Source organism: Pseudomonas sp. S2_H10 (assembly GCF_054668285.1).
Genome location: NZ_CP162754.1, coordinates 922,994 through 947,575, shown reverse-complemented (window position 1 = coordinate 947,575; position 24,582 = coordinate 922,994). Strand labels below are relative to the sequence as shown.

Here is a 24,582-nt window from a genome sequence, read left to right as displayed (position 1 = left end):
GAAATTTTGGCAGCCGTCACCGGTATTCGGTGCGGCTGCTTTTTCATGGCTGATGCAAACAGGTCCGGGAGGCGGGTCCGAGAGGACAATCAGCAGCCGTTCTGTTTTAGTACAGCTCCACGGCGCCTTCTGTTGGAGATTTCCCCTATGCACCTCAAAGCGCACCGATACTTTGCCATGGTTGCGGTGACCGGCAGTTTCTCGGCGACGGCGCGACATTTTCGCGTCCCTGCGTCCTCCGTTTCACGCTTCATCGCGGCGCTGGAACGGGAGGTGGGCCAGCAGCTGCTGTATCGCAATACTCGCGCCGTCAAGCTGACGGAAGCGGGTGAGCGTTATTACGTGCAGATCCGCGAAGTATTGGAGTTGCTGGATGCCGCCGATGAGGAAGTCACCGGCAAGGGCGGCGAGATTCGTGGCCTGGTGCGGATCAACGCGCCAGTTGCGTTCGGCAGTCTGCATATCGTGAAACTGTTGAATGGCCTGCATGACAAGTATCCGCAATTGACCGTTGAACTGACGGTCACCGATGCCTTTATCGACCCGGTTCAGGAGGGCGCAGACATCATATTCCGGGTGGGGCACCTGGAGGACTCCGGATTGATTGGCCGGAAAATCTGCGACCAACAATACGTGCTGTGCGCTAGCGCAGAGTACCTGGCGAAGCACGGCAAACCCGCTTCGCCAGAGGATCTGCAGAACCACGCGTGCCTGGTCTACAAGGGAACCGGTGGGGCGCAGCGCTGGTACTTCAGAAAGCCGGCCAGCGACAAGGTGAAAATCATCGAAGTGCATGGGCCGCTCAGAAGCAACAATGGCCAGGTCCTGGTAGAGGCGGCGCTCGCGGGGCGGGGGATTGTGTTTTTTCCTTCCTGGCTCTTCAGTAGAGAGAGTTTCATGAACAGACAGCTCATTCAGCTTTTACCCGATTGGGAGGGGGCGGTTGAGCAGACGCCAAGCCAGATCCATTTGATTTCCCCCGAGAATCGACTCCGCTCTCAGAAAGTCCGCGTGGTGTGGGACTACTTCATCAGCGCGATTGGCGTTCCTCCCTATTGGGATGATCTCAGTGGTTCTGGTACTGACGGTGATACTTGAAAATGCAGAGGTTGGCTTAAGAGCTTAACTTTTCAATCGCTGCGTTGTATTGCCTCTTGATAAAAAGTCAATGGTGTCATGTTGCACTATTGCAGGTTTCGTTGTGTCAATTAACGTGGCTTGGTAATTGCCGATGTGTGCGTGGTCGATTGTCGGTAGCTGACGCGTTACTTCATCACCACCGGTGGATACTGGTTTGGTGGGCATGCTGCACTGTGAAGGGACTATGCTTGAAGTGATAAGGCATTTGCAGAATCGGAGATCCCATGAATGAAGTCTTCCGTGATCATAAGCGTGTGGCGGCAGCAATAGCGACCGTTGTTGATGCTGTAGGGCAACAGGGCTTTTATGCCATCGTGCTGGAGACGCTAGGACAATATATTGATTGTGAGCGTTGGCTGGCTATCAAGTACAGCAGATTTTCTGCCCCCGAATTCATCGTCAATACGTCTTTGAGCCACGAGGCGGTTGCGCAATACATGAATCACCTTTATAGGATCGACCCTCTGCTTCGGCTAGTGACTGAAGATCGTGTGCCCTCAGTGGTCACGTTTTCACTCATGCAAAGCGAGGATGAGTCCAATGTTTATTACGATGAAATATTCAAGTCGGGGCAGATTCTGGACGAATTGACGCTGATGCTGCCTGTCATCGGTGGGGGGTATCTGGGTTTCTGTTTTGATCGCGAGTACACCCTCTTCAATGAGGATGAAATCGCCTTTTTCACCGCCCTGTACCCGATCATCGTCGCTGCGCATGCCGCGCACATGCGAACGGAGTTCATGGAGGGGCTTGGTGCCCTGTTCGGGAATGGAAAGGTCGGCGTACTCACATTAGGAAGTGATAACAGGGTCATCTACCAAAACCCCGCATGGCACGCCTTGACCGGTCATACCTTCGGAAAAGAAAAATTGGAATTAATATTGAGTCAGCCTGAACTGATAGCGGTTCATGTTGAAGGCTTGATTGCCCACTGGGAATATTCCAGGAATGTATCCGCTTCTACTGCGAGCGTCAGAGCAGTATTTCTCGAACAGAAAAGCGAAGGGTATATACAAACGGATGTAAAAGAGTTCTTCGAACAATTCTATGATACTTATCACCTCAGCCCGCGCGAGCGACAACTGGTCGAAAAAACCTTGCGCGGGTATTCGATGCCCGTGATCGCAGAAAAACTGGATCTTAGTCTGGGAACGGTCAGAAATTATAAACAGCGGTTGTACGCCAAACTCGATATCACCAGTGAACGGGAAATATTTTCTTTGTTCATGATGCATATGTTCGGGCAGCCATAACGGTAGCTAGTGCAGATTAGCACTATTGGTACAGTCGGTGACGAGCGCTAACATCGCCTTCAAGGCTCGGCACGCATCCCCGCAACAACGGTCATTCAGCGGCCGGCCTACAACGATAACAATATGAACTTGAAGACTCGCGTATTACGCGAGCGGCGGGAGTATGCTCATGAACAGCACAACGGTTGGCAAGGACAATTGTCAGGAAAAGGGTCATCACCTCCAGCGTGAACTGAACTTTTCCTCCACATTCTCCCTGGCTTTTGCCTTCATATCGCCCATTGTGGCGCTTTACTCCATCTTCGGAATCGGCATTTTAACGGTCGGTCCTGCCTTCTGGTGGGGGTTGGTGGTGGCCATGGCAGGGCAACTGCTGGTGGCGTTGGTCTTCGCCATGCTGGTATCGAGATTTCCGTATGAGGGCAGTATTTATCAGTGGTCCAAGTACCTGCTCGGCAGTCGCTTTGGCTGGTTTGCAGGCTGGACTTACATCTGCACGCTGCCGATCACCATTGCAACGGTAGCCCTTGGCGGCGCGGGATTCGTGGCGCAACTGTTTGGCATCGATGCGACCGACAAGATGATCAGTGTGCCGATTGCCCTGTTTCTCATCGCATTCGCCACGTGGGGTAATACCCAAGGCCGAAAGATTTTCTCGACCATCGTCTGGCTATGCATTGGTGCCGAAGTGATCGGTTCGGTCGGCATCGGCGTGTTGTTGCTGATGGAGTTCAAAGTCAACGCGCTGTCCATCCTGATGCCCGACGCTCAGGTGTTTGCCTGGCCGGAACCGGGTATCTCCGGCTTTTTCTCTTCAAAAGTAGCGCTCGCCATTGCCTACTGCGGTTGGGCATTCGTGGGTTTTGAAAGCGCCGGTGCCGTTGCCGAGGAAGTCAAGGATCCTGAACGAGCGGTACCCAAGGCGATGCTGTTTTGCCTGCTGTCGGTTGGCGCGGTGGTGGCATTCTCGGCGTTTTCACTGATTTTGGCCTTGCCCACCCTGGAGTTCCCTGCGGGAAGCGACCCTGTCACGGTGACGCTGATCACTCATTTAGGTCAGATCGCCTACAAGGGCATGCTGGTGCTGTTCATTATCGGGTTTCTAGCGTGCATGCTGGGCATTCAGGCTTCGGTATCGCGGGTCATTTGGGCGTTCGCTCGGGACAGAACCATTCCCTGCTCGGATTTCCTGCGACAGTTGAGTGGGGACGACAAATTGCCAACGCGCGCTTTTCTGTTAACGGGCGGGTTGTCGGCATTATTGTTCATGTTGTCTTTTACCAATATTTATCCGCTGTTATTGGCGTTCAGTATTGCCGGATTCTATCTCGCCTTTGCATTCCCGCTGGTGGGGGCGTGTGTAAGTGTATTGAAAGGTGACTGGCGAGAGGGGCCGTTCTCTCTGGGTATCTTGAGTATTCCCACCATCTTCGCGGCCACCGGTTGGACTCTATTTGAAACGGTCAATATTTCGTGGCCTCGTTATCCGGAACTGTCGTGGTACGAAAATTGGGCGGTGCCGATCATGATTGTTTTCCTGGCGCTGGCGGGCTGGGTTATTTATTCGAAATGGGCCTCCCCTTCTTATACGCAATCAACGTTACGCGCCGCCGTCGCGGATAACGAATAAATCTGGCGAGCCAGTGATGCGAGCACACAAAACCATGGACAGCGAAAGATATCTGATACTTCGCGCGCGTCTGAACAATGAATTACGGAAACGACTGACACACTCAAGTTCCTCACTGGAGAAACTGTATAACGCTATGGCTTACGGCGTATTTGAACCGGGTAAATGTTTGCGTCCGATGCTTGTTTACAATGCGTGTGAAGCCATGGGAGGGCAGTTTGACGCAGCCGACGGTGTCGCTTGCGCGGTGGAGCTGATGCACGCCTATTCCTTGATACACGACGATCTTCCGGCACTGGACGACGCTCTCGTTCGTAGAGGGAAGCCGGCGTTGCATGTGGCCTACGGCGAAAGCACGGCCTTGATCGCGGGCGATGCCTTGCAGGCACTGGCGTTCGAATCCCTGGCGCAGCCATCAGCGGTGAGTGCCGGGATTCGCCTGCAAATGGTGGCGGTCATGGCCAGGGCGGCTGGCCCCGCCGGTCTTGCAGGCGGCCAGTTTCTCGACATGGCGCTGGCCGGTGCCCGACCGACTCTGGAGCAAGTCGCCGAAATGCAGCGTTTGAAAACCGGCGCATTGATCGAGGCCAGCGTTGTGCTGGGCGCAATGGCGAGTGGAGCAAGCGTGGAAACCAATCGCTTCGTGGCCTTGAGAAAATACGCCGAACAGATCGGCAGGGCCTTTCAAGTGCGCGACGACATTCTGGATGTCGTCGGAGATCGGGTTGCCCTGGGGAAAGCGGTTCACGCGGACCAGCACGCTGACAAGTCCACCGCTGTTTCTTCATTGGGATTGGAAGGGGCGCAGCAATATGCCTGGCAACTTCTGCGGGAGGCATTAACGGCACTGGATGCATTTGGCCCAGAAGCCGATGCACTTCGACAACTTGCACATGTTGTCGTGGAACGCGACCTCTAGCGATACGAAATTTCGTTCCATGGTTGATTTAACAACGATAGCAATAGTGCAGATTTGCAGTATTTGAATTCTCCTGTCATGGGTTGAATATGACGGCTACGGCGCTCGAACGCTGATCAGTATTCGACGCACTTATGTATAAAAACAAAGATTGAGGTAATCGTGATGACTATCGAAAGAATGAATTACCCTGACGGTTATTTTCCAGTGGATGAATATGAAGATCGCTGGAGAAAAGTGGAAGATGAAATGCGCCGGCAGGGTTATGAGTTGGCCATTGTCTGGGGCAAGACAGCTGGTCATTATGAGCGGGCCATGGAAACACTTTGGCTGACCAACTTCTGGTCGGAACACTCTGGCCAGGAACCGGATTCTCCAATCTGGAACGCACGAGGTTTCTGCTGTGTGATATTGGAGCCTGGAAAGAAACCTGAACTGCATGCCGACGTGGCGACAGTGCGTCGTCGTATGGTGCGCTGCGGCGATTATTTCTTCAGTGACGACCCGATCAGCAGCGTCGCCAAGGCTCTGAACGCGCGCAAGCCGCATCGCAGCGTCGTGTTCGTCGGGTCCGACAATCTGCCGATGAAGTACGCCAGTCAGCTCGCGGAACAGACGCCCGGTATCCACTTCGAGTATGACGATAACCTGATCCGCCGTTGCCGCCGGATCAAGAGCCCGCGAGAACTGGACATGTTTCGCGAGGCGGGACAGATGGTCTCCAGCGCCTTGTACCGCGTGTGCGACAGCCTTTACGCAGGCAAGACTGCGGCCGAGGCGGCGGCAGAGGGCGCTTATGAACTTACCCGGCGTGGGGGAGGCTGGCTGCGGATTCCAGTGAATTTCGGCAACGACGAGGACAGTCAGTTCTTCGAGCGTGATCCCATGTACGGGTATTCCATGGGCGCGCCGAGCAAGGGCGATATGGTCCGGACCTGGATCTATGGGCCGACCCATCAGGGGTACTGGCTCGACCCCGGACGCTCGCTGGTTTGCGGCGGCAAGCCGACCCCGGAGCAGCGCTCGCTGCTGATCGACTCTTACGCCATCACGGAGGCGGTGATGAACTCCGTGAAACACGGCGCCCGGGTGCTCGACGTGGTGGGCGAGGCCGAGCGCGTGCAGGCACGCGTGGCCGAAGAAGAGGATCTGGCCGCCAAGCAATGGCCGTACTTTGGCCACGGCAACGGCTCCATGTGGGAACACCCGATCATCAACCGGGACTCGGTCACGGCGGACGATATTTTCGAAGAAGGGATGGTCGCCTCCGGAGAGTCCTTCATGACACGAAAAGGTGTCGGCAGCGTTGGGTGGGAGCAGAACTTCATCGTAACCCGGACTGGAATCGAGTTGCTGACGACGACCCCCGTTTTCTGGTTCTGATCGACAGTCGCATTGTTTGACGTTTCAGGGCACCGCTCCATCGACCCAGGTGCGATGCCCTTTTTTTGGAGGTTTCCATGAACATTTTGCTGGCACAACTGCCCATCGCGGACGCACAGGTCGACATCAACCTGAGCAACATGCTGTCAATGATCCGCAATGCTCCGATCGATACGGATTTAATCGTGTTTCCGGAGACGACGCTCTCAGGTTTTCCCACCAAGGATGAGATTGCCACCGTTGGGCTGACGACCCGTGGCAAGCCCATCCGACTCATTCAGGAGGCGGCACGCAATAGCAATACTGCCATCGCTTTCGGTTTTTGCGAGGTGGCTGACGGGCGGGCGTATAACACCGCGTTGCTGGTCGATGGATCGGGGCGCATTGCCCTCAAATACCGCAAGACTCATCTCTGGCCCGATACGGACTGGGGCGTTTTCGATGCCGGCTCGCAGTATTCGATCTGTGAAATTGGCTCGTTACGCGTAGGAGTGCTCATCTGCTATGACATCGAGTTTCCGGAGACCGCTCGCTCGTTGGCCCTGTTGGACGCCGACCTCATTCTCGTGCTGGATGGCAACATGAACCCCTACGGCCCCGTACACCGACGCGCCGTGATCAGCCGCGCCATGGAAAACCAATGCTTTGCCGTTTTGGTGAACCGCATTGGTGAAGGCAAGGGCCTGTCGTTTCCTGGCGAGAGTGTCGCCGTCGATCCGTTCGGAAATGTGTTGGTCGAATCCATCGATGGACATCCTGTCCGTGCCACGCTGGAGCGCGGGCTGATTGAAGAGAGCCGAAAGAATTATCGCTATTTGCGAGACCGACGTGCCACTCCACTGGGCATCGAACGGGCCACTAGCGAAGACGGCGTCGTCAACACAGTCAGCGTCATTCCCGGGTGAAACGGACACTTGTGAGTGACCGCTTTTGGCTGTGGATTCTTGCCTTTCACGAGGGGCAGAAAACGGGACGAATCTGGCCGATTCACAACCGTGAAGACCGAACAGGCAGTGTCTACAGACTGCGAGGCGCGATCACCGACCATCCAAATGGATTCGCCACGGCATGTGGGCCGTGAATAGGTTGGCCCGAAGACAGGAATACCACACACCGGCTTGAGAACAGAGCCACGATCCGAACGGTGAAGGTATCGGTTTAGGATTTAATGGATCCATTAGTATTTATATTCCGGCGAAAAGCTTGACGTGTATGGGAATAATCCGATTTACTGGATCCATAAAAACAAGCCTGTCCGGAGAATCCTATGTATCCGAAAAACACCTGGTATGTCGCCTGCACCCCTGACGAGATTGCTTCCAGGCCACTGGGGCGGCAGATATGCGGTGAGAAAATCGTTTTCTATCGTGGACAAGAAGGGCGCGTTGCCGCCGTCGAAGATTTTTGCCCACACCGCGGCGCCCCCCTTTCATTGGGTTATGTTGAAAACGGCAACCTGGTCTGCGGCTACCACGGCCTGGTCATGGGTTGTGACGGCAAGACCGTCGAAATGCCCGGTCAGCGCGTACGGGGCTTTCCGTGCAACAAGACTTACGCCGTTGAAGAGCGCTACGGTTTCATCTGGGTCTGGCCCGGGGAGCAGGACAAGGCTGACCCTGCACTGATCCATCATCTGGAGTGGGCTGTCAGCGATGAGTGGGCGTATGGCGGGGGGCTGTTCCACATCAATTGCGATTATCGATTGATGATCGATAACCTGATGGACCTCACCCACGAAACCTACGTGCACGCCTCGAGCATCGGCCAGAAAGAGATCGATGAAGCGGCACCGATTACCACTGTCGAAGGTGACGAGGTGGTTACCGCGCGGCACATGGAAAACATCATGGCGCCGCCGTTCTGGCGCATGGCCCTGCGCGGCAACAACCTGGCTGACGACGTGCCGGTAGACCGTTGGCAGATCTGCCGCTTCAGCCCACCCAGCCACGTGTTGATCGAGGTGGGCGTGGCCCACGCCGGCAAGGGCGGTTACGACGCCGAGCCGCAACACAAGGCCGCGAGCATCGTGGTTGACTTCATCACTCCGGAAACCGAGACGTCGATCTGGTACTTCTGGGGCATGGCACGCAATTTCAATCCTCATGACGAAGACCTGACGGCCACCATCCGTGAGGGCCAGGGCAAGATCTTCAGCGAAGACCTCGACATGCTCGAACAGCAGCAGAAGAACCTGCTGGCCAATCCCGAGCGCAACCTGCTCAAGCTCAATATCGATGCAGGTGGTGTGCAGTCCAGGCGCGTGCTGGAGCGAATCATCGCCCGTGAACGTGCGCCGGTTGTCGAGCTGATCGCTACGGCAACCTAGTTCGAGCGCTACGCCATCCACTCCCATTGATACTGTTCCCGGCTACTGCGGTGGCCGGTCTTGAAGGTGCGCCATGATTGAAGTCGTCGTGACATCCCGCAACAACGAAGCGTTGGATATTTGCAGCTATGAGTTGGCCTGTGCACAAGGAGGGGAATTGCCCGGCTTCAGCGCCGGTGCCCATATTGACGTGCACCTGCCCGGCGGGCTGATCCGCCAGTACTCGCTGTGCAATCACCCGCAAGAACGCCATCGCTACCTGATCGGCGTACTCAAGGATGTCGCCTCGCGCGGTGGTTCCCAGAGTCTTCATGAGCAGATCAACAGCGGCGATCGGCTGTTCATCAGTGAGCCGCGCAACCTGTTCCCGCTGGTGGCCGAGGGGCGGCGCAGCCTGTTGTTCGCCGGTGGCATCGGCATCACCCCGATCCTGTGCATGGCCGAGCACCTGGCCCACAGCGGCGCCGATTTCGAGCTGCACTACTGTGCGCGTTCCAGTGAGCGCGCAGCGTTTGTCGAGCGACTCAAAGGGGCATCCTTTGCCGATCGCGTGCACCTGCATTTCGACGAAGAAGCCGATTCGCGCCTGGATGCCGCCAGGGTCCTGGCCAATCCGCAACCTGACGTGCACCTATACGTCTGCGGTCCTTCAGGTTTCATGCAGCATGTGCTCGACAGCGCCAAGGCCCAGGGCTGGAGCGATGAGCACTTGCACCGTGAATACTTCGCCGCGGCGCCGGTGGATACCAGTGCCGACGGTTCGTTCCAGGTCAAGCTGGGCAGCAGCGGGCAGGTGTTCGATATTCCGGCCGACAAGACGGTGGTCCAGGTGCTGGAAAGCCACGGCGTCGAGATTGCGCTTTCCTGCGAACAGGGCATCTGCGGCACCTGCCTGACCCGGGTGCTGGAAGGGGTGCCGGAGCACCGTGACCTGTTCCTCACCGAAGAAGAGCAAGCGGCCAATGATCAGTTCACGCCCTGCTGCTCGAGGGCCAAGTCCAAGCTGTTGGTGCTGGACCTCTGAACCGGCCGATCACTCGCCGCGCGCGATCACTTTCATCCGGTCGCCGTTGCTGATCGCACCGAATACCTCGGCGTAGCGCAGTGTCGCATTGGCGTGTTCACGCATGATGGCTTCAGCGCGAGCGCCCTGGCGGCTGACCAGCGCGTCGAAAACCGAGTGGTGTTGCATGTGTGCGAAGTTGAAGCGCCGGTATTCGCGGGCCATGTCCTGACGATCGATCGCCAGCGCCGAGACTGAAGCGAAGGGGCGATGGTCGTTGCGCGCCAGGGCTTCGGCAATCGCCGGGTTGGCGCTGCTGTCGACGATCACCTGGTGAAAGCGCATGTTGAGGTCATGGAACGCCTCGAGGTCTTCTTCCGTCACGTAACCCTTGTCGAACAGTGCATCGCCTTGCACCAGGCATTCGCGCAGCGCCGCCTGTGCTTGCTCACTCAAGCCGCGTTCGGCGCTCTGCCGCGCAGCCAAACCCTCCAGCACTCCGCGCACCTCCACGGCGCCAGCGATATCGTCGGCACTCACTGAGCGCACCTGATAGCCCCGGCCACCATGGCGCACCAGCAAACCTTCCTGCTCCAGGGTCAGGAAGGCCATGCGCACGGGCATGCGCGAAACACCGAAGCGTTCCGCCGTCGGAATCTCCATCAGTCGTTCGCCGGCCGCCAGTTCGCCCGAGGCAATCATTTTGCGCAGTGCGACCAGCACCATTTGACCCGGTTTGCTCATGCAGGCGACTTCCAGAAGTTGGTTCGCCATAGTAACGCAAGGAGGGCAGAGATACAGGGGCGACGAGCGCCCCTGGCGGGAGGATCAGAGGGAGAGGGGGTAGCTGACGATGACGCGGGTCTGATCGAAGTCGCTGTTGAAACTGCGCCGGTTGGTGGCGTTGTTGACCCGTACACTGAGGTTTTTCAGTGGGCCGCTTTGCAGGGTGTAGCTGACTTCGGTGTCACGTTCCCATTCCTTGCCATTGCTGCCTGCCTTGGTGGTGGCGTTGTCGCCGTGACCATAGCGGGTCATCAGCAGCAGGCCGGGAATGCCGACGGCGACGAAGTTGTAGTCATAGCGCGCCTGCCAGGAGCGCTCGTCGGCGTTACTGAAGTTACCGTTGAACATGTCGTTGCCCAGGGTCCGCCCGCTGCTGCCATACACCGACATCCAGCCGGTATCGCCGCTGACCTTTTGCAGCCCCAGGTACAGGGTATGGCCACCCAGGTTGGCAGAGAACAGTCCGTAGGCGGTATGGCTTTGCACATGGCCGATCAGGGCGCTGCCGTCATCCTTGTCGATGAAATAACCCAGGTTCGCGCCGAGGGTCCAGTCACCGAGCTTCTGTTTGTGTAGCAGGTTCAGATAGTTTTGCTGATAGATGTCTTCGAGCTGCGAGTGCCAGGCGCCGATCAGGGTCTGCTGATCGTTGAAGCGGTATTCGGCACCCGCATAGTTGAAACCGTCCGACATGACAGTGGGCGCAGCCCAGGCCGAGAGGTCTTGCATGTCCGAGGAATTGCGCAGGCTCACCGAGGTGTATTGACCGCCCTGCAGGCTCAGGCCGGGAAGCTCCCGGGACACCAGCATGGCGCCCTGGAAGGTCTGCGGCAGCAGGCGTCCGTCGTCGTAGCGCAGCAGAGGAATATCCGGCATGAGCTCGCCGAGCATCAGCTCGGTGTCGGAAATACGCATTTTTGCCGCCAGCCCCGCGCGTCCGTAGTCGTCGGCGGAGCGACCGTCGTCGTGCACCGGCAGCAGCTCCGAACCGCTGCGCTGCGGGGCGCTGTCGAGCTTGACGCCCAGCATCGCGATACCGTCAAGGCCAAAGCCGACAACGCCCGGGGTGTAACCGGAGCTGAACTTGAGAATCGCGCCCTGAGCCCATTCTTCTATCTTGCTCTTGCTGGCGCCGGGATCGTTGAAGTCACGATTGAAATAGTAGTTGCGCAGGGTCAGGCTGGTCTTGGAATCTTCGAAAAAACCGTTGCTTTCAGCGTACGCCGAAGGCATCAGGGCAAACGCTATTGCACCGCCGAGCAGGGCCCGGGGAGGGAGAGGAAAGTAGGTCATTATTGTTGTTTTCCTGGAGGATGTTGTCAGTAGCGAGGGCGGGGCATCGCTACTGTTTTGCGCGGCTCACATCTGCATGGCTCAGGCCTGGACAGGCTCGGCACCTGGTTGTGTTTGGGCCTTGGGCCGCAGTTGCAGCAACACGGCGGCGGCAATCACGAAGACCACGGCAAACACCCCATACAGGTGCAGTGGCTGCCAACCGCTGTCGAGCAATAGACCGGCAACGGTGGGCGACAGGATCGCGCCGATGCGCCCGATACCGATCCCCCAACCGACCCCCGTGGTACGCACTGAGGCGTCGTAGACGATCGGCGACAGCGCGTACAGGCCGGCCACGCAACCGTTGGCGAACAGGCCGATCAGCAGACCCAGGCCGAGTGCCATGGATACTGATGAAGCGGAGCCGACGAACAGCACCAGCAAGCCCGCGGTAATGAGCATGAACAGCGACAGCACCCGGGTCAGCCGCCAGCGCGAGGCCAGGCCGCCAATCAGTGCGGCGCCGAAGATGCCGCCTACGCTCAGCAGCACGCCGCCGCTGATGCCTTGCTGTGCCGATAGCCCAGCCGAGACCAGCAGCTTCGGCGTCCAGCTCATCACGAAGTAGAAGCCGAACATCACCAGGAAAAACAGCAGCCAGATCAGCAGGGTGGTGCGCCGTGAATCCGGCGAGAGCAACTGTGCCAGGCGGCCACGGCCTGACGTCGGCACTGATGTGGCGACGGGCAGTTCACGCAGTGCCGGCTGGCCGAGGCGGGCGGCCAGGCGATTGATGCGTGTCAAGGCATTTGCGGGGCGACGGGCGATCAGGAAGTCCAGCGATTCAGGCAGGTACAGCAACACCAGGGGAATCACCGCCAGGGTCGCGACGCCGCCGAAGATGAACACTGAACGCCAGCCAAAGTGCGTCAGCAGCCACACCGACAATAGCCCGCCCAGGGTCGCGCCCAAGGCATAACCGGTGGACTGCAGGCTCACCGCCAGCCCGCGCCAGCGCTTGTTGGCATATTCGCTGGCAATCACGTTGCTGCTGGCCAGGATTCCGCCGATACCCAGGCCGGTAAAGCCACGCAGCAGCGCCAGTTGGAGCGGCGTCTGGCTCAGGGCCGACAACAGCATGCCGATGCCCGAAAGCAGCAGGCAAAACAGGATCAATGGCCGACGTCCATAACGATCCGCCCACGGCGCAATGAACAGCGAGCCTGCCGCCATGCCGAACAATCCGGCACTCAACAGCAATCCGATCTGCGCGCCATTCAAGCCCCATTCGGCAGACACCGAGGACGCCGTGAAGGCCATCACCAGCACGTCGAAGCCATCGATCATGTTCAGGACAATACAGATGCCCACGGCCAGCCATTGGAAGCGCGCCATGGCACGTTCATCTACCACGCTCTTCAGATCGACACTCATGGCTGCCCCTCGAGAAGAGGCTGCATAACGGCAAAGCGAGGAAGGCATACGAAGCTGGGTGCAAGCCGAAGCTCGATCCCGATTGAGAACTCATTCATCCCGACACCCTTGTTATTTTTATGAGCGGGCAGGCGTTGTACCTGACACCGTGCAGTGCCAGTCAATCAATTTATGGATCCATTGAAAAGTAGATTGATGGATTATTTATCGTTGAGTTTTCTATTTTCTATAGTAAATCGTTTAAAAACAAATAGTTATCTATGTTAATAAATCGTTCGATTATCGGACGGCATGTGTTTTTCGTAGTAAAGGATCCAATGTGTGGCATCTATGGTTCGGGATGTTGCACCGGTAGCCGGTGGTGACGCTTCGCCCAAAGATCTGAGAAGTACGGGATCGGTTTCTTGAACCACCTCGACAATAGCGGGTTGGGTTGTCATTAGAGATCCACAAGTGAAGGGGGGGGCGAAGTTTGAAGGGGGCAATTCGGCACATTACCCCAAAGGGACTGCGAGTGACTGCCTCTGGCCGGTTTCTGCTTCTCGCCTCCAGTACGGCACGAGCTTGCGTTAACCGGGCAGTTGGTTTGGTGACGATAAAAAATGCCCGGCAAATTGCCGGGCATTTTCATTTTTGAAACCTTGGTAGCGGGGCTCAATTTGCCGCTTGCGGTTGAGACTCGGTGGTCGCTCCGTTGCGGGTGATCACGGTGAGGATCGACAGCGCGGCGATGACCAGCCCCGGAGAAGTGGCCAGCAGGACGCCGGTGGTGCCGGCACCGGCGGCGAGGATCTGGCCGGCGGCCAGGGGACCCGCCACCGAACCGAGCCGGCCGATGGCCACGGCAGCGCCGACACCGGTGGCGCGCACCGAAGTCGGGTAGGAAGGGGGCGCCAGTGCATACAGCACAAGCTGTGCGGCCATGACGAACAACCCGACGGCAAACCCGGCGATTGCCATCGGCATGATACCCACTGACAGGCCGACCCCGGCCAGCGCCGCCAACACCCCGGCGTACACGAACAGGACCACTTTCAGGCCGTTGCAGCGGTCGAGCATCACCCCGCCGAGCAGCGAGCCAATGGCGCCACCGATGTTGAACAGCATTTGCACCATGCCTGCCTGGGGCTTGGTGAAACCCTGTTCCAGCAACAGCGAGGGCAGCCAGTTGAGCAGCATGTACATCACGGTCAGGGTGAAGAAGTAGCTCAACCACAAGGCCAGCGTGCAGCGGGCGCGTCCTTCGCCGAACAGCGCCTGGGCGGTAGATGACCGTGGGCTGGCGGTGCTGACGTGTTGCTGGCGGAACGCAGTGGATTCGGGCAGCAGCAGGGCCATCAGCGGCACCACCAGTAGCGGTGTCAGACCGCCGATGATGAAGGTGGTTTGCCAGTGTTCACTGGAAAACATCGCCACCACTGCCGCCAGCGCGCCGCCCAGGGGGACGCCGCAGTACATGACGCTGATGGCGGTGCCGCGATGGCGCTCGCTCACGGCCTCGGCACACAGGGCAATCAGGTTGGGCAGGGCGGCACCCAGGCCCAGGCCGGTCATGAAGCGCACCAGCAGCAGGCTGGAATAGCTCTCGACATAAGCGGTGCAGAGCGAGAAGACACCGAACAGCAACACGGCGCCGACGAGGATTTTCTTGCGGCCGATACGATCGGCCACCCAGCCGCCAAAAAACGCGCCGGGCAGCAGGCCGATGATCCCGGCGCTGAACACCCATCCCATCATCTTCGGGTCCAGGGTAAAGCTCTGGCGCAATCCCGCGGCAGCGGTGCCGGCGGCCTGCAGATCGAACCCTTCGATCAGCGCAACGATAAAGCACAAAGCGATTGTCAGCGTCGAGCGACGCGATGGACTGTCCATGGGTGAACCTCATTGTTGTTTTTGTTATGCAGTCGAGCCCTCCGTGCGTTGGGTGCGCCGTCAGTGACCGCTGACGATTAAGATAACAAAGATAACTAAAAAAAGAATGCTGTCCCGAAAATTGTAAAAAAACACAAATAAAGTGTTTAAAAACAGGTTGTTGTAAGCGCATCGAAAAGGCGTCGTGAAAAAAGATAATGATATTAATGTTCGATTATCGGTCATCTGCGATTGACGGCGGCCCGTCGCTGTTTCCATTCTCTGATCGTGAAGCTGGCAATCCCGTGCGGATCCGGCACCCACAAACAACAATAAAAAGTGGACATCGAACATGCCAAAACGCCCCATGAACACCGGTTCCGTAGCGTCGCTCCCCTGCGTCTCCAGCATCCATCCAGGGTGGGTCGTGGCACTGCTTGGCGTCAGCGTCCTGCCTTCTCAGCTGCGGGCCGAGGGGTTTATCGAGGACAGTCACGCAAACCTGACCCTGCGCAATTACTACATGGACCGTGAATACCAGGACGGCGGCGCCAAGTCTGCCGCGCGGGAGTGGGCCCAGGGTTTCATCCTGGGCATGGAGTCGGGGTTTACCGAAGGGACTGTGGGCTTTGGTCTGGATGTGCGGGGGTTGCTGGGGGTCAAGCTCGACTCCGCTCCGGATCGCAGCGGCACCGAGCTGTTGCCGGTGTCGGCAAGCGACAAGCGCGCGGCGGATGACTATTCGCGGCTGGCGCCGACGGCCAAGCTGCGGTTTGCCCAGACAACGGTAAAGAGCGGCGATGTCTCGATCTTCCTGCCGTTTGCCTTTGCCAGCCCGTCGCGACTGCTGCCACAGACCTTTCGCGGCACCACGCTCAGTTCCAGGGATTTCGATGGCCTGACCCTGAACACCGGTTACATCGATCGCATCAACAAGCGCGATTCCACGGACTATCAGGCCATGACCATCGCCTCGCCGAACCGGCGTTTCAACGGCGCGGCCACCACCTCGCACCTGGCCTATCTGGGGGGTGATTACCAGGTCAACAAGGACCTGAGCCTGCGCGCCTACCATGCCGAGGTCACCGACCTGTACCAACAGGACACCCTGGCGTTGCTGCACAACCTGCCGCTGGGCGAAGGGGTGTTCACCAGCGACTTGCGCAGCTTTTTCAGCCGCGAGGATGGCAGCGCCAAGGCGGGCAGGGTGGACAACCGCAACCTCTCGGCATTGTTCGGCTACCGCTTCGGCGGGCACCGGGTGAGCCTTGGCTACATGCACTCCAGTGGCGACACGGCAACGCCGTACATCTCAGGCACCGAGCTGATGGGCATGAGCGAACTGACCATGGCGTCGGATTTTCTCAACGCCAAGGAACGCACCTGGCAAGCGATCTATGACTACGACTTCGTCGCGTCCGGGGTGCCCGGTTTGAAGGGAAGGTTGCGTTACGTGCGCGGCGACAATATCGAGTTGGCCGCCTACAACGCCGAGGACCGCAAGGAGCGCGAATTCCAGATGGAACTGGGTTATGTCATTCAGAGCGGCCCGCTGAAAAACGTCGGGCTGTTGGCGCGCAAGGCGATCTACCGCAATGACTTCCCGAGCGGTACGGCGTTTCGTGATGAAAACCAGACCCGCTTCCTGGTGCTCTATACCTTGCCGATCTGGTAATCCCGGGGCCTTCGATGTTCGCCGCCGGCCGTCCCTTTTTTTGGGGGGCTTTCACTGGTTTGGAGGTCACTTCATTTTCAGCGGGGGCATGGACCCTTGTAGGAGCCGGCTTGCTGGCGATGGTCGTTAACGATAACGCGCATGATCCGGATAAACGCGGCGCACTTGCGTCCATCGCCAGCAAGCCGGCTCCTACAGTTTGGCGTTCACATCATTTCGACCCGGACGCGATCCCTTGTAGGAGCTGGCTCGCCAGCGATGGTCGTCAACGATTACGCGCATGAACTGGAAACACGCGGCGCACTTGCGTCCATCGCCGGCAAGCCGGCTCCTACAGTTTGGCGTTCACATCATTTCGGCTCGGACGCGGTCCCTTGTGGGCGCTGGCTTGCCAGCGATGGTCGTCAACGATGACGCGGTAAACCGGATAAACGCGGCGCACTGGAGTCCATCGCCAGCAAGCCGGCTCCTACAGTTTGGCGTTCACATCATTTCGACTCGGACGCGGTCCCTTGTAGGAGCCGGCTTGCCAGCGATGGTCGTCAACGATGACGCGGTAAACCGGATACACGCGGCGCACTTGAGTCCATCGCCAGCAAGCCGGCTCCTACAGTTTGGCGTTCACATCATCTCGTCTCGGACGCGGTCCCTTGTAGGAGCCGGCTTGCTGGCGATGGTCGTTAACGATAACGCGCATGAACTGGAAAAACGCGGCGCACTTGAGTCCATCGCCGGCAAGCCGGCTCCTACAGGTTCCCGGTAATCCGTGATGAACCTTTTTTTGGAGGGGGCGTGCCGGCAGCGTGCGTTCAGTCCTGGTAAACCTTTCTCAGCAAGCGCAGCAGTTCTTCGCGCTCTTCGCCGGTCAGCGATGCAGTGGAGTCGAAATCGCTTTGTGCGGCGATCTGCTTGAGCTCCTTGAGCAAGGTTTCGCCGGTCTTGCTCAGGAAGATTCCGTAGGAGCGTTTGTCCGGCTTGCAACGTACTCGCACCGCCAGCGCGCGGCTTTCCAGTTTATTGAGCAACGGCACTACCTGCGGTGGCTCGATGGCCAGGGCCCGGGCCAGGTCGGCCTGCATCAGCCCTGGATTCTGGTCGATGATCGCCAGGGCCGAGAACTGTGCGGGGCGCAGGTCGTGGGCCGACAGGCGACCAATCAGGTTCTGGAACAGCTTGAGTTGGGCGCGCCGCATCGCGTAGCCGATCAGGTCATCCAGTGCCGAATCCAGCGGTGCCTGCAGCTCGGCGGTGGCGGACGTGGACTCGCTCTGTTCGGCGAGGGGAGAAGGCTTGGCCATTGCGGGTGAATCCTGAAGAGGTGGAGGTTAACAAGTGTATCTAGTTTGCCGGGGTTGGTCGCTGATGGCTATGCCCGTCGTTCAGGGCGATGGGTTCGGAGGATATTTTCGGGTGGACAAAAAAATGGTTAATTTTGTTAATAGTTAATTGACATAACTAAATGGCTCCTTTAATTTCCAGTCATCTTCAAGCCAAGAACAAGAGAGCATCGCCATGAGCAACTACGAAGGTCGCTGGACAACCGTCAAGGTCGAGATCGAGGAAGGCATCGCCTGGGTCATTCTCAATCGTCCGGAAAAACGCAACGCCATGAGCCCGACACTCAACCGGGAAATGATCGATGTACTGGAAACCCTGGAGCAGGATCCAGCCGCCGGCGTATTGGTGTTGACCGGTGCCGGTGATGCCTGGACCGCGGGCATGGACCTCAAGGAATACTTCCGCGAAGTGGACGCGGGCCCGGAGATCCTTCAGGAAAAGATCCGCCGCGAAGCCTCGCAATGGCAATGGAAATTGCTGCGCATGTACGCCAAGCCAACCATCGCCATGGTCAACGGCTGGTGTTTCGGTGGCGGCTTCAGCCCGCTGGTGGCCTGTGACCTGGCGATCTGCGCCGACGAAGCGACCTTCGGCCTTTCGGAAATCAACTGGGGCATCCCCCCGGGCAACCTGGTGAGCAAGGCCATGGCCGACACCGTGGGTCATCGTCAGTCGCTGTACTACATCATGACCGGCAAGACCTTTGGCGGGCAGAAAGCCGCCGAGATGGGCCTGGTCAACGAAAGCGTGCCCCTGGCGCAATTGCGTGAAGTCACCGTGGATCTGGCGCGCAACCTGCTGGAGAAAAACCCTGTGGTGCTGCGTGCGGCCAAGCACGGCTTCAAGCGCTGCCGCGAGCTGACCTGGGAACAGAACGAGGACTACCTGTACGCCAAGCTCGACCAGTCGCGCCTGCTCGATACCGAAGGTGGTCGCGAGCAGGGCATGAAGCAGTTCCTCGACGACAAGAGCATCAAGCCCGGTCTGCAGGCCTACAAACGTTGAGACTGATCGCCGGGTGCGTGTCCGCCCCGGCGCTCTGCATCGCTCGACTGTATTCCCGATAAAGACAATAAAGAGGAATCACCATGCTGGACGTGCCCCTGCTGATTGGCGGCCAGTCGCTGCCTGCCCGCGACGGTCGGACCTTCGAACGCCGCAACCCGGTGACCGGTGAAGTGGTATCGCGGGTGGCCGCCGCCACCCTGGAAGATGCCGATGCCGCGGTGGCTGCGGCCCAGGCCGCGTTTCCCGCCTGGGCCGCCCTGGCGCCCAATGAACGTCGCAGCCGTTTGCTCAAGGCCGCCGAGCAGTTGCAGGCGCGCAGCGACGAGTTCATTGCCGCGGCCGGCGAAACCGGGGCCATGGCCAACTGGTACGGATTCAACGTGCGACTGGCGGCCAACATGCTGCGTGAAGCGGCGTCGATGACCACCCAGATCAATGGCGAAGTCATCCCCTCGGATGTGCCGGGCAGTTTTGCCATGGCCCTGCGTCAACCCTGCGGTGTGGTGCTGGGCATCGCCCCGTGGAATGCCCCGGTGATTCTCGCCACCCGCGCCATCGCCATGCCGTTGGCGTGCGGCAACACCGTGGTGCTCAAGGCCTCCGAGTTGAGCCCGGCGGTGCACCGGTTGATCGGTCAGGTCTTGCAGGATGCCGGGTTGGGTGATGGCGTGGTCAACGTCATCAGCAATGCCCCGACGGATGCCGCGGCGATTGTCGAGCGGCTGATCGCCAACCCGGCGGTGCGGCGGGTCAACTTCACCGGCTCGACCCATGTCGGGCGCATTGTCGGCGAACTCTCGGCGCGCCACCTCAAGCCGGCTCTGCTGGAACTGGGCGGCAAGGCGCCGTTGCTGGTGCTCGATGATGCCGACCTGGATGCTGCAGTCGAGGCAGCCGCTTTCGGTGCGTACTTCAATCAGGGCCAGATCTGCATGTCCACCGAACGGTTGATCGTCGATGCCAAGGTCGCCGACGCCTTTGTCGCCAAACTGGCGGCCAAGGTCGAGACCCTGCGCGCCGGTGATCCCGCGCTGGCGGATTCGGTACTCGGTTCGCTGGTGGATGCCAGTGCCGGCACGCGCATCAAGGGTTTGATCGACGATGCCCTGGCCAAGGGCGCGCGGCTGGTGGTCGGCGGACAGCTGGACGGCAGCATTTTGCAGCCGACCCTGCTCGATGGCGTGAACGACACCATGCGCCTGTATCGCGAGGAATCCTTCGGCCCGGTGGCGGTGTTGCTGCGCGGGGAGGGCGATGAAGCGTTGCTGCGCCTGGCCAACGATTCCGAGTTCGGTTTGTCGGCGGCGATTTTCAGTCGCGATACCGGGCGCGCCCTGGCACTGGCCCAACGGGTCGAGTCGGGTATCTGTCATATCAATGGCCCGACCGTGCACGACGAAGCGCAAATGCCCTTCGGCGGGGTCAAGTCCAGCGGCTACGGCAGCTTTGGCGGCAAGGCGTCCATCGAGCATTTCACCCAGTTGCGCTGGGTCACCTTGCAGCATGGACCACGGCATTACCCGATCTGAACCGCAGAAATAACAATAAAAAAGGCTGCAGCCACTACCATGCCCGTTCGTGCGGCTTGGTGGTAGCGTGCCTTGATGGAGAACAAGCACGTGAGTTCCGAATTCAGATCGCAACCCCACACCCAGATCAGCGCGCCGCGCTACCGTCACGTGTCCATCGGTCGCGCAGCGGTCGAGGTGACAGAACAGCAGGGTGCATTGCACATGCGCTCCCTGGAGCCATTGGCCGACTATCCACCGCGACTGCTCGACCGTCTGGTGCATTGGGCCAAGGTGCGTCCCGAGCAGACTTTCATCGCCGCCCGCCAGGCCGACGGTGAGTGGCGCCGGGTCAGCTACGCGCAGATGCTCGACAGTGTCCGGGCCATCGCCCAAAGCCTGTTGAGCTACGGCCTGTCTGCAGAAAAACCGCTGGTGCTGCTCTCGGGCAACGACATCGAGCATTTGCAACTCGCCTTCGGCGCCCTGTATGCGGGCATTCCCTACTGCCCGGTGTCGCCGGCCTATTCGCTGCTGTCCCAGGATTTCGCCAAGCTGCGTCACGTCTGCGACCTGCTGCAGCCTGGCCTGGTGTTTGTCGGTGATGCCGCGGCCTACCAGCGTGCCATCGATGCCGTGCTACCCGCTGAAACGCCCATGATTACCGTCCGGGGCGAAGTCGCGGGGCGTTGCCAGGTCAGCTTTGCCAGCCTGCTTGAGCAGCCGGGTGGGGCCGAGGCCGAAGCCGCGTTTGCCGGCACGGGGCCGGACAGCATCGCCAAGTTCCTGTTCACCTCTGGCTCGACAAAATTGCCAAAGGCAGTGATCACCACCCAACGCATGCTGTGCGCTAACCAGCAGATGCTGTTGCAGACGTTTCCGGTGTTCGGCGAAGAACCGCCGGTGCTGGTGGACTGGCTGCCGTGGAACCACACCTTCGGCGGCAGCCATAACGTCGGCATCGTGCTGTACAACGGCGGCAGCTTTTACCTGGACGATGGCAAACCCACGGCGCAGGGTTTCGCGCAGACCCTGCGCAACCTCAAGGAAATATCGCCCACCGCCTACCTGACCGTGCCCAAGGGCTGGGAAGAGCTGGCCTCGGCACTGGAGCAGGACGCGGAGCTGCGCGAGGTCTTTTTCAAACGCATCAGCCTGTTTTTCTTCGCCGCCGCCGGCCTGTCGCAAAGTGTCTGGGACCGCCTCGATCGCGTCGCCGAACAGCACTGCGGTGAGCGTATCCGCATGATGGCCGGGCTCGGCATGACCGAGGCTTCGCCGTCCTGCACCTTCACCACCGGGCCGTTGTCCATGGCCGGTTACGTCGGCCTGCCGGCGCCGGGTTGCGAGGTGCGCCTGGTGCCGGTGGACGGCAAATTGGAAGGGCGCTTTCGCGGGCCGCACATCATGCCCGGCTACTGGCGGTCAGCGCAGCAGACCCTCGATGCGTTCGACGGGCAGGGCTTCTACTGTTCCGGTGATGCGCTCAAGCTCGCCGACCCGCGCGATCCGCAATTGGGGCTGATGTTCGACGGGCGCATCGCCGAAGACTTCAAGTTGTCATCCGGGGTGTTCGTCAGCGTCGGGCCGTTGCGCAGCCGCGCGGTGCTCGAAGGATCGCCCTATGTCCAGGACCTGGTGGTCACCGCGCCGGACCGCGAATGCCTGGGCGCGCTGGTATTTCCACGGATGTTCGAATGTCGACGGCTGTCAGGGTTGGCGGCCAGTGCCAGCGACACCGAGGTGTTGGCCAGCGCGCCGGTGCGCGAATGGTTTGCCGGTTGGTTGCAGCGACTCAATCGCCAGGCCACGGGCAATGCCAGTCGCCTGGAATGGATCGCCTTGCTCGACGAGCCGGCATCCATCGACCGGGGGGAAATCACCGACAAGGGTTCGATCAATCAGCGTGCGGTATTGCAGTGGCGCGCGGAGCAGGTCGAGGCGCTGTATCGCGGGCTCGATCCGGCCATCCTGCGTGCCGGGGTGAAGTCGTGAGCACAGGTGGGCAGTACTCGGCCTTTGCCGATGCGGCAATTTTCGATGCGGTGCGCACGCCGTGGGTGGACCTCGGTGGGGCATTGGCCGAGGTGTCGCCGATCGACCTGGGCATCAAGGTCGGGCGCGAAGTACTGGCGCGCGCGCAAGTCGACCCGTTGGCGGTCGACAGCGTGCTGGCGGGTTCCATGGCCCAGGCCAGCTTCGATGCCTACCTGCTGCCACGGCACATCGGCCTGTACAGCGGCGTGGCGCAATCGGTTCCGGCGCTGGGGGTGCAGCGCATCTGCGCGACCGGTTTCGAATTGCTGCGCCAGGCCGCCAAGCAACTGGATGACGGCGTGCAATTGGCGTTGTGCGTGGCCACCGAATCGATGTCACGCAATCCGATTGCGGCCTATACCCATCGTGGCGGTTTCCGCCTTGGCGCTGAGGTGCAGTTCAAGGATTTTCTCTGGGAAGCCTTGTACGACCCGGCTCCCGGGGTGGACATGATAAACACCGCCGACAACCTGGCGCGTCGTTACGGGCTGAGTCGCGAAGCGGTGGACGCCTACGCCTGTGCCAGCCATCAACGGGCGTTCGCTGCGCAGCAGTCCGGCTGGCTGGCAGCCGAGGTCGTTGCCGTGGGCCATCAGGTGTTTGAACTGCAAGGCTACCAGCCGCGCAGCATCCGCCTGCCACGCGGCGTCGACACGGTGAGTGAAGACAGCCACCCACGGCCCGGAGACATTGCGGCGTTGACCCGATTGCGCAGCGTGCACGAAGGCGGGGTGCAAACCGCCGGCAACAGTTGTGCGGTGGTCGATGGCGCGGCGGCGGCCCTGGTCGGGCGCGCTTCGGCCTGTCGGGATACACCGTTGGCCTTGCTGCGCGCCAGCGCGGTGGTTGGGGTGGCGCCAGAGTTCATGGGCATCGGTCCGGCCCCGGCAATTCGCCTGCTGTTGCAGCGCAGCGGCTTGAGCCTGGAGCAGATCGACCGCTTTGAAATCAACGAAGCCCAGGCCGCCCAGGTCCTGGCGGTGGCTCAGGAACTGGAACTGGACCGTTCGCGCCTGAACGTCCAGGGTGGTTCGCTGGCGCTCGGCCATCCCCTGGCCGCCAGTGGCTTGCGCCTGGTGTTGACCCTGGCGCGACAACTGCGTGAGCACAATCTGCGCTACGGGGTCGCCGCGGCCTGTGTTGGCGGCGGGCAGGGCATGGCGCTGTTGATCGAGAACCCGGCCTGGCGTGCCTGAGATTCAGCCAGCCTGTTGCGTCGCCTCGCCACGGGTTTTGTGTCGTGAACCGCATTACCCGCTTCGGCGGGGTTTCTTCGTTTCCGGGTTCGTCGAGGGTAGGGCGGGCAGGGCAGTTGATCGACAAGCGGTCCTGTTTCTCACCGATCGGTTGATCCAGATTAATGCACCGCCGAATATCTGTTGACCTGAGTGCGGCGTAGCAACAGACTTTTCGGCTCTCGTTTACTTCCAAAGGTCTGTCTGATGCGTAAGTCGTTCACTGTCATTGCATTAAGTCTGCTTGTATCGCAGTACTCCCTCGCTGGCGAAACCACCAACACGGCTGTCGGTGGCGGTCTCGGCGGCGCCCTCGGAAGCGTGGTCGGTCAGGCGATGGGAGGCAGTACTGGCGCTGCGATCGGAGCCGGCGTAGGTGGCGCGGCCGGTGGCGCAATGACCGCGAAGAGTGGCAAGAAGACCGAGACGGCGATTGGCGGCGGTCTCGGTGCGGCGGGTGGTCAGGTCATCGGCAACAGTGTCGGTGGTTCCACCGGCGGCCTGATCGGCGCCGGGCTGGGCGGCGCGGCAGGGAGTGCTGTCGGCAACAATCTGGCCGATGACAACGACCACCACGACTCCGATTACAAGCACAAGAACAAGTACAAGAATAAACATAAGCACAAGCATCACGACTGATCCCGGGCGCCGAGACACCGCCTTTAAAAGGTTCTTCACGCAATCCAGGGAAAGGCAGATAACGCAAACCTGTAGGAGCCGGCTTGTCGGGTCGCCGCATCGTGGCGATGGACGCAAGTGCACCGCGTTTATCCAGTTCACC

The 24,582-nt window shown here is 59.7% G+C and carries 19 protein-coding genes; 14 read left to right on the top strand and 5 right to left on the bottom strand.

The genetic code is table 11. The annotated features are described in order from the left end of the window. Positions 1 to 147 precede the first annotated feature (147 nt). From AB4O16_RS04135 to AB4O16_RS04100, 8 genes are all read left to right on the top strand, one after another. On the top strand, positions 148 to 1,098 hold the full coding sequence (locus tag AB4O16_RS04135; protein ID WP_460157085.1) for a LysR family transcriptional regulator: 951 nt from the start codon (positions 148 to 150) through the stop codon (positions 1,096 to 1,098). 266 nt (positions 1,099 to 1,364) lie between these two features. Beyond that, positions 1,365 to 2,393, top strand: a complete 1,029-nt coding sequence (locus AB4O16_RS04130) for a helix-turn-helix transcriptional regulator (RefSeq protein WP_160388062.1) — start codon at positions 1,365 to 1,367, stop codon at positions 2,391 to 2,393. A gap of 169 nt (positions 2,394 to 2,562) precedes the next feature. Next, the gene (locus AB4O16_RS04125; RefSeq protein WP_460157084.1) at positions 2,563 to 4,023 is read left to right on the top strand and encodes an APC family permease; all 1,461 of its coding nucleotides are present in this window, start codon (positions 2,563 to 2,565) and stop codon (positions 4,021 to 4,023) included. 34 nt (positions 4,024 to 4,057) lie between these two features. Then, positions 4,058 to 4,942 (top strand): polyprenyl synthetase family protein, encoded by an 885-nt coding sequence (locus tag AB4O16_RS04120; RefSeq protein WP_460157083.1) that lies wholly within the window; start codon positions 4,058 to 4,060, stop codon positions 4,940 to 4,942. Positions 4,943 to 5,107: 165 nt separating this feature from the next. Continuing rightward, the gene (locus AB4O16_RS04115; protein WP_460157082.1) at positions 5,108 to 6,325 is read left to right on the top strand and encodes a M24 family metallopeptidase; all 1,218 of its coding nucleotides are present in this window, start codon (positions 5,108 to 5,110) and stop codon (positions 6,323 to 6,325) included. Between the two features lie 77 nt (positions 6,326 to 6,402). Further along, positions 6,403 to 7,230, top strand: coding sequence for a nitrilase-related carbon-nitrogen hydrolase (locus tag AB4O16_RS04110; protein ID WP_460157081.1), 828 nt, complete (start codon positions 6,403 to 6,405; stop codon positions 7,228 to 7,230). 362 nt (positions 7,231 to 7,592) lie between these two features. After that, positions 7,593 to 8,651: a Rieske 2Fe-2S domain-containing protein gene (locus AB4O16_RS04105; RefSeq protein WP_460157080.1), complete on the top strand. Its 1,059-nt coding sequence runs from the start codon at positions 7,593 to 7,595 to the stop codon at positions 8,649 to 8,651. A 73-nt stretch (positions 8,652 to 8,724) separates the two neighbouring features. After that, positions 8,725 to 9,675, top strand: a complete 951-nt coding sequence (locus AB4O16_RS04100; protein ID WP_460157079.1) for a PDR/VanB family oxidoreductase — start codon at positions 8,725 to 8,727, stop codon at positions 9,673 to 9,675. Between the two features lie 9 nt (positions 9,676 to 9,684). On the opposite strand, the gene AB4O16_RS04095 is transcribed toward AB4O16_RS04100, so the two are convergent. The 4 genes from AB4O16_RS04095 to mhpT form a co-directional block, all read right to left on the bottom strand. Further along, a complete protein-coding gene (locus AB4O16_RS04095) occupies positions 9,685 to 10,398 on the bottom strand; it encodes a GntR family transcriptional regulator (RefSeq protein ID WP_460157078.1) in 714 nt (237 codons plus the stop codon). A gap of 84 nt (positions 10,399 to 10,482) precedes the next feature. After that, entirely contained in the window at positions 10,483 to 11,673 is a 1,191-nt protein-coding gene (locus AB4O16_RS04090; protein ID WP_460158033.1) for an OprD family porin, read from the bottom strand. Between the two features lie 141 nt (positions 11,674 to 11,814). Beyond that, on the bottom strand, positions 11,815 to 13,149 hold the full coding sequence (locus AB4O16_RS04085; RefSeq protein ID WP_460157077.1) for an MFS transporter: 1,335 nt from the start codon (positions 13,147 to 13,149) through the stop codon (positions 11,815 to 11,817). 654 nt (positions 13,150 to 13,803) lie between these two features. Next, the gene (gene mhpT / locus AB4O16_RS04080) at positions 13,804 to 15,021 is read right to left on the bottom strand and encodes a 3-(3-hydroxy-phenyl)propionate transporter MhpT (RefSeq protein WP_460157076.1); all 1,218 of its coding nucleotides are present in this window, start codon (positions 15,019 to 15,021) and stop codon (positions 13,804 to 13,806) included. A gap of 346 nt (positions 15,022 to 15,367) precedes the next feature. On the opposite strand from mhpT, the gene AB4O16_RS04075 reads away from it, so the two are divergent. Further along, the gene (locus AB4O16_RS04075) at positions 15,368 to 16,675 is read left to right on the top strand and encodes an OprD family porin (protein WP_371925936.1); all 1,308 of its coding nucleotides are present in this window, start codon (positions 15,368 to 15,370) and stop codon (positions 16,673 to 16,675) included. A gap of 809 nt (positions 16,676 to 17,484) precedes the next feature. Here AB4O16_RS04075 and AB4O16_RS04070 read toward each other — a convergent pair. Continuing rightward, positions 17,485 to 17,973, bottom strand: coding sequence for a MarR family winged helix-turn-helix transcriptional regulator (locus tag AB4O16_RS04070; RefSeq protein ID WP_460157075.1), 489 nt, complete (start codon positions 17,971 to 17,973; stop codon positions 17,485 to 17,487). Positions 17,974 to 18,187: 214 nt separating this feature from the next. On the opposite strand from AB4O16_RS04070, the gene AB4O16_RS04065 reads away from it, so the two are divergent. From AB4O16_RS04065 to AB4O16_RS04045, 5 genes are all read left to right on the top strand, one after another. Next, positions 18,188 to 19,018, top strand: coding sequence for a p-hydroxycinnamoyl CoA hydratase/lyase (locus AB4O16_RS04065; protein ID WP_056722899.1), 831 nt, complete (start codon positions 18,188 to 18,190; stop codon positions 19,016 to 19,018). An 83-nt stretch (positions 19,019 to 19,101) separates the two neighbouring features. Further along, the gene (locus AB4O16_RS04060; RefSeq protein WP_460157074.1) at positions 19,102 to 20,550 is read left to right on the top strand and encodes an aldehyde dehydrogenase; all 1,449 of its coding nucleotides are present in this window, start codon (positions 19,102 to 19,104) and stop codon (positions 20,548 to 20,550) included. A gap of 90 nt (positions 20,551 to 20,640) precedes the next feature. Then, positions 20,641 to 22,524 (top strand): feruloyl-CoA synthase, encoded by a 1,884-nt coding sequence (locus AB4O16_RS04055; protein ID WP_460157073.1) that lies wholly within the window; start codon positions 20,641 to 20,643, stop codon positions 22,522 to 22,524. Next, on the top strand, positions 22,521 to 23,762 hold the full coding sequence (locus tag AB4O16_RS04050) for a thiolase family protein (protein ID WP_460157072.1): 1,242 nt from the start codon (positions 22,521 to 22,523) through the stop codon (positions 23,760 to 23,762). The genes AB4O16_RS04055 and AB4O16_RS04050 overlap by 4 nt, the downstream gene beginning before the upstream one ends. A 246-nt stretch (positions 23,763 to 24,008) precedes the next feature. Next, entirely contained in the window at positions 24,009 to 24,440 is a 432-nt protein-coding gene (locus AB4O16_RS04045; protein ID WP_460157071.1) for a glycine zipper domain-containing protein, read from the top strand. The last annotated feature ends 142 nt before the right edge of the window (positions 24,441 to 24,582 follow it).

Excerpts from the sequence above, each read along its gene's own strand:
- AB4O16_RS04115 (WP_460157082.1), top strand. The coding sequence starts at position 5,108 with ATGACTATCGAAAGAATGAATTACCCTGACGGTTATTTTCCAGTGGAT.
- AB4O16_RS04065 (WP_056722899.1), top strand. The coding sequence starts at position 18,188 with ATGAGCAACTACGAAGGTCGCTGGACAACCGTCAAGGTCGAGATCGAG.
- AB4O16_RS04125 (WP_460157084.1), top strand. The coding sequence starts at position 2,563 with ATGAACAGCACAACGGTTGGCAAGGACAATTGTCAGGAAAAGGGTCAT.
- AB4O16_RS04100 (WP_460157079.1), top strand. The coding sequence starts at position 8,725 with ATGATTGAAGTCGTCGTGACATCCCGCAACAACGAAGCGTTGGATATT.
- AB4O16_RS04090 (WP_460158033.1), bottom strand. The coding sequence starts at position 11,673 with ATGCCTTCGGCGTACGCTGAAAGCAACGGTTTTTTCGAAGATTCCAAG.
- AB4O16_RS04060 (WP_460157074.1), top strand. The coding sequence starts at position 19,102 with ATGCTGGACGTGCCCCTGCTGATTGGCGGCCAGTCGCTGCCTGCCCGC.
- AB4O16_RS04045 (WP_460157071.1), top strand. The coding sequence starts at position 24,009 with ATGCGTAAGTCGTTCACTGTCATTGCATTAAGTCTGCTTGTATCGCAG.
- AB4O16_RS04095 (WP_460157078.1), bottom strand. The coding sequence starts at position 10,398 with ATGAGCAAACCGGGTCAAATGGTGCTGGTCGCACTGCGCAAAATGATT.
- AB4O16_RS04130 (WP_160388062.1), top strand. The coding sequence starts at position 1,365 with ATGAATGAAGTCTTCCGTGATCATAAGCGTGTGGCGGCAGCAATAGCG.
- AB4O16_RS04105 (WP_460157080.1), top strand. The coding sequence starts at position 7,593 with ATGTATCCGAAAAACACCTGGTATGTCGCCTGCACCCCTGACGAGATT.
- AB4O16_RS04120 (WP_460157083.1), top strand. The coding sequence starts at position 4,058 with ATGGACAGCGAAAGATATCTGATACTTCGCGCGCGTCTGAACAATGAA.
- AB4O16_RS04085 (WP_460157077.1), bottom strand. The coding sequence starts at position 13,149 with ATGAGTGTCGATCTGAAGAGCGTGGTAGATGAACGTGCCATGGCGCGC.
- AB4O16_RS04070 (WP_460157075.1), bottom strand. The coding sequence starts at position 17,973 with ATGGCCAAGCCTTCTCCCCTCGCCGAACAGAGCGAGTCCACGTCCGCC.
- AB4O16_RS04110 (WP_460157081.1), top strand. The coding sequence starts at position 6,403 with ATGAACATTTTGCTGGCACAACTGCCCATCGCGGACGCACAGGTCGAC.
- mhpT (WP_460157076.1), bottom strand. The coding sequence starts at position 15,021 with ATGGACAGTCCATCGCGTCGCTCGACGCTGACAATCGCTTTGTGCTTT.
- AB4O16_RS04075 (WP_371925936.1), top strand. The coding sequence starts at position 15,368 with ATGAACACCGGTTCCGTAGCGTCGCTCCCCTGCGTCTCCAGCATCCAT.
- AB4O16_RS04135 (WP_460157085.1), top strand. The coding sequence starts at position 148 with ATGCACCTCAAAGCGCACCGATACTTTGCCATGGTTGCGGTGACCGGC.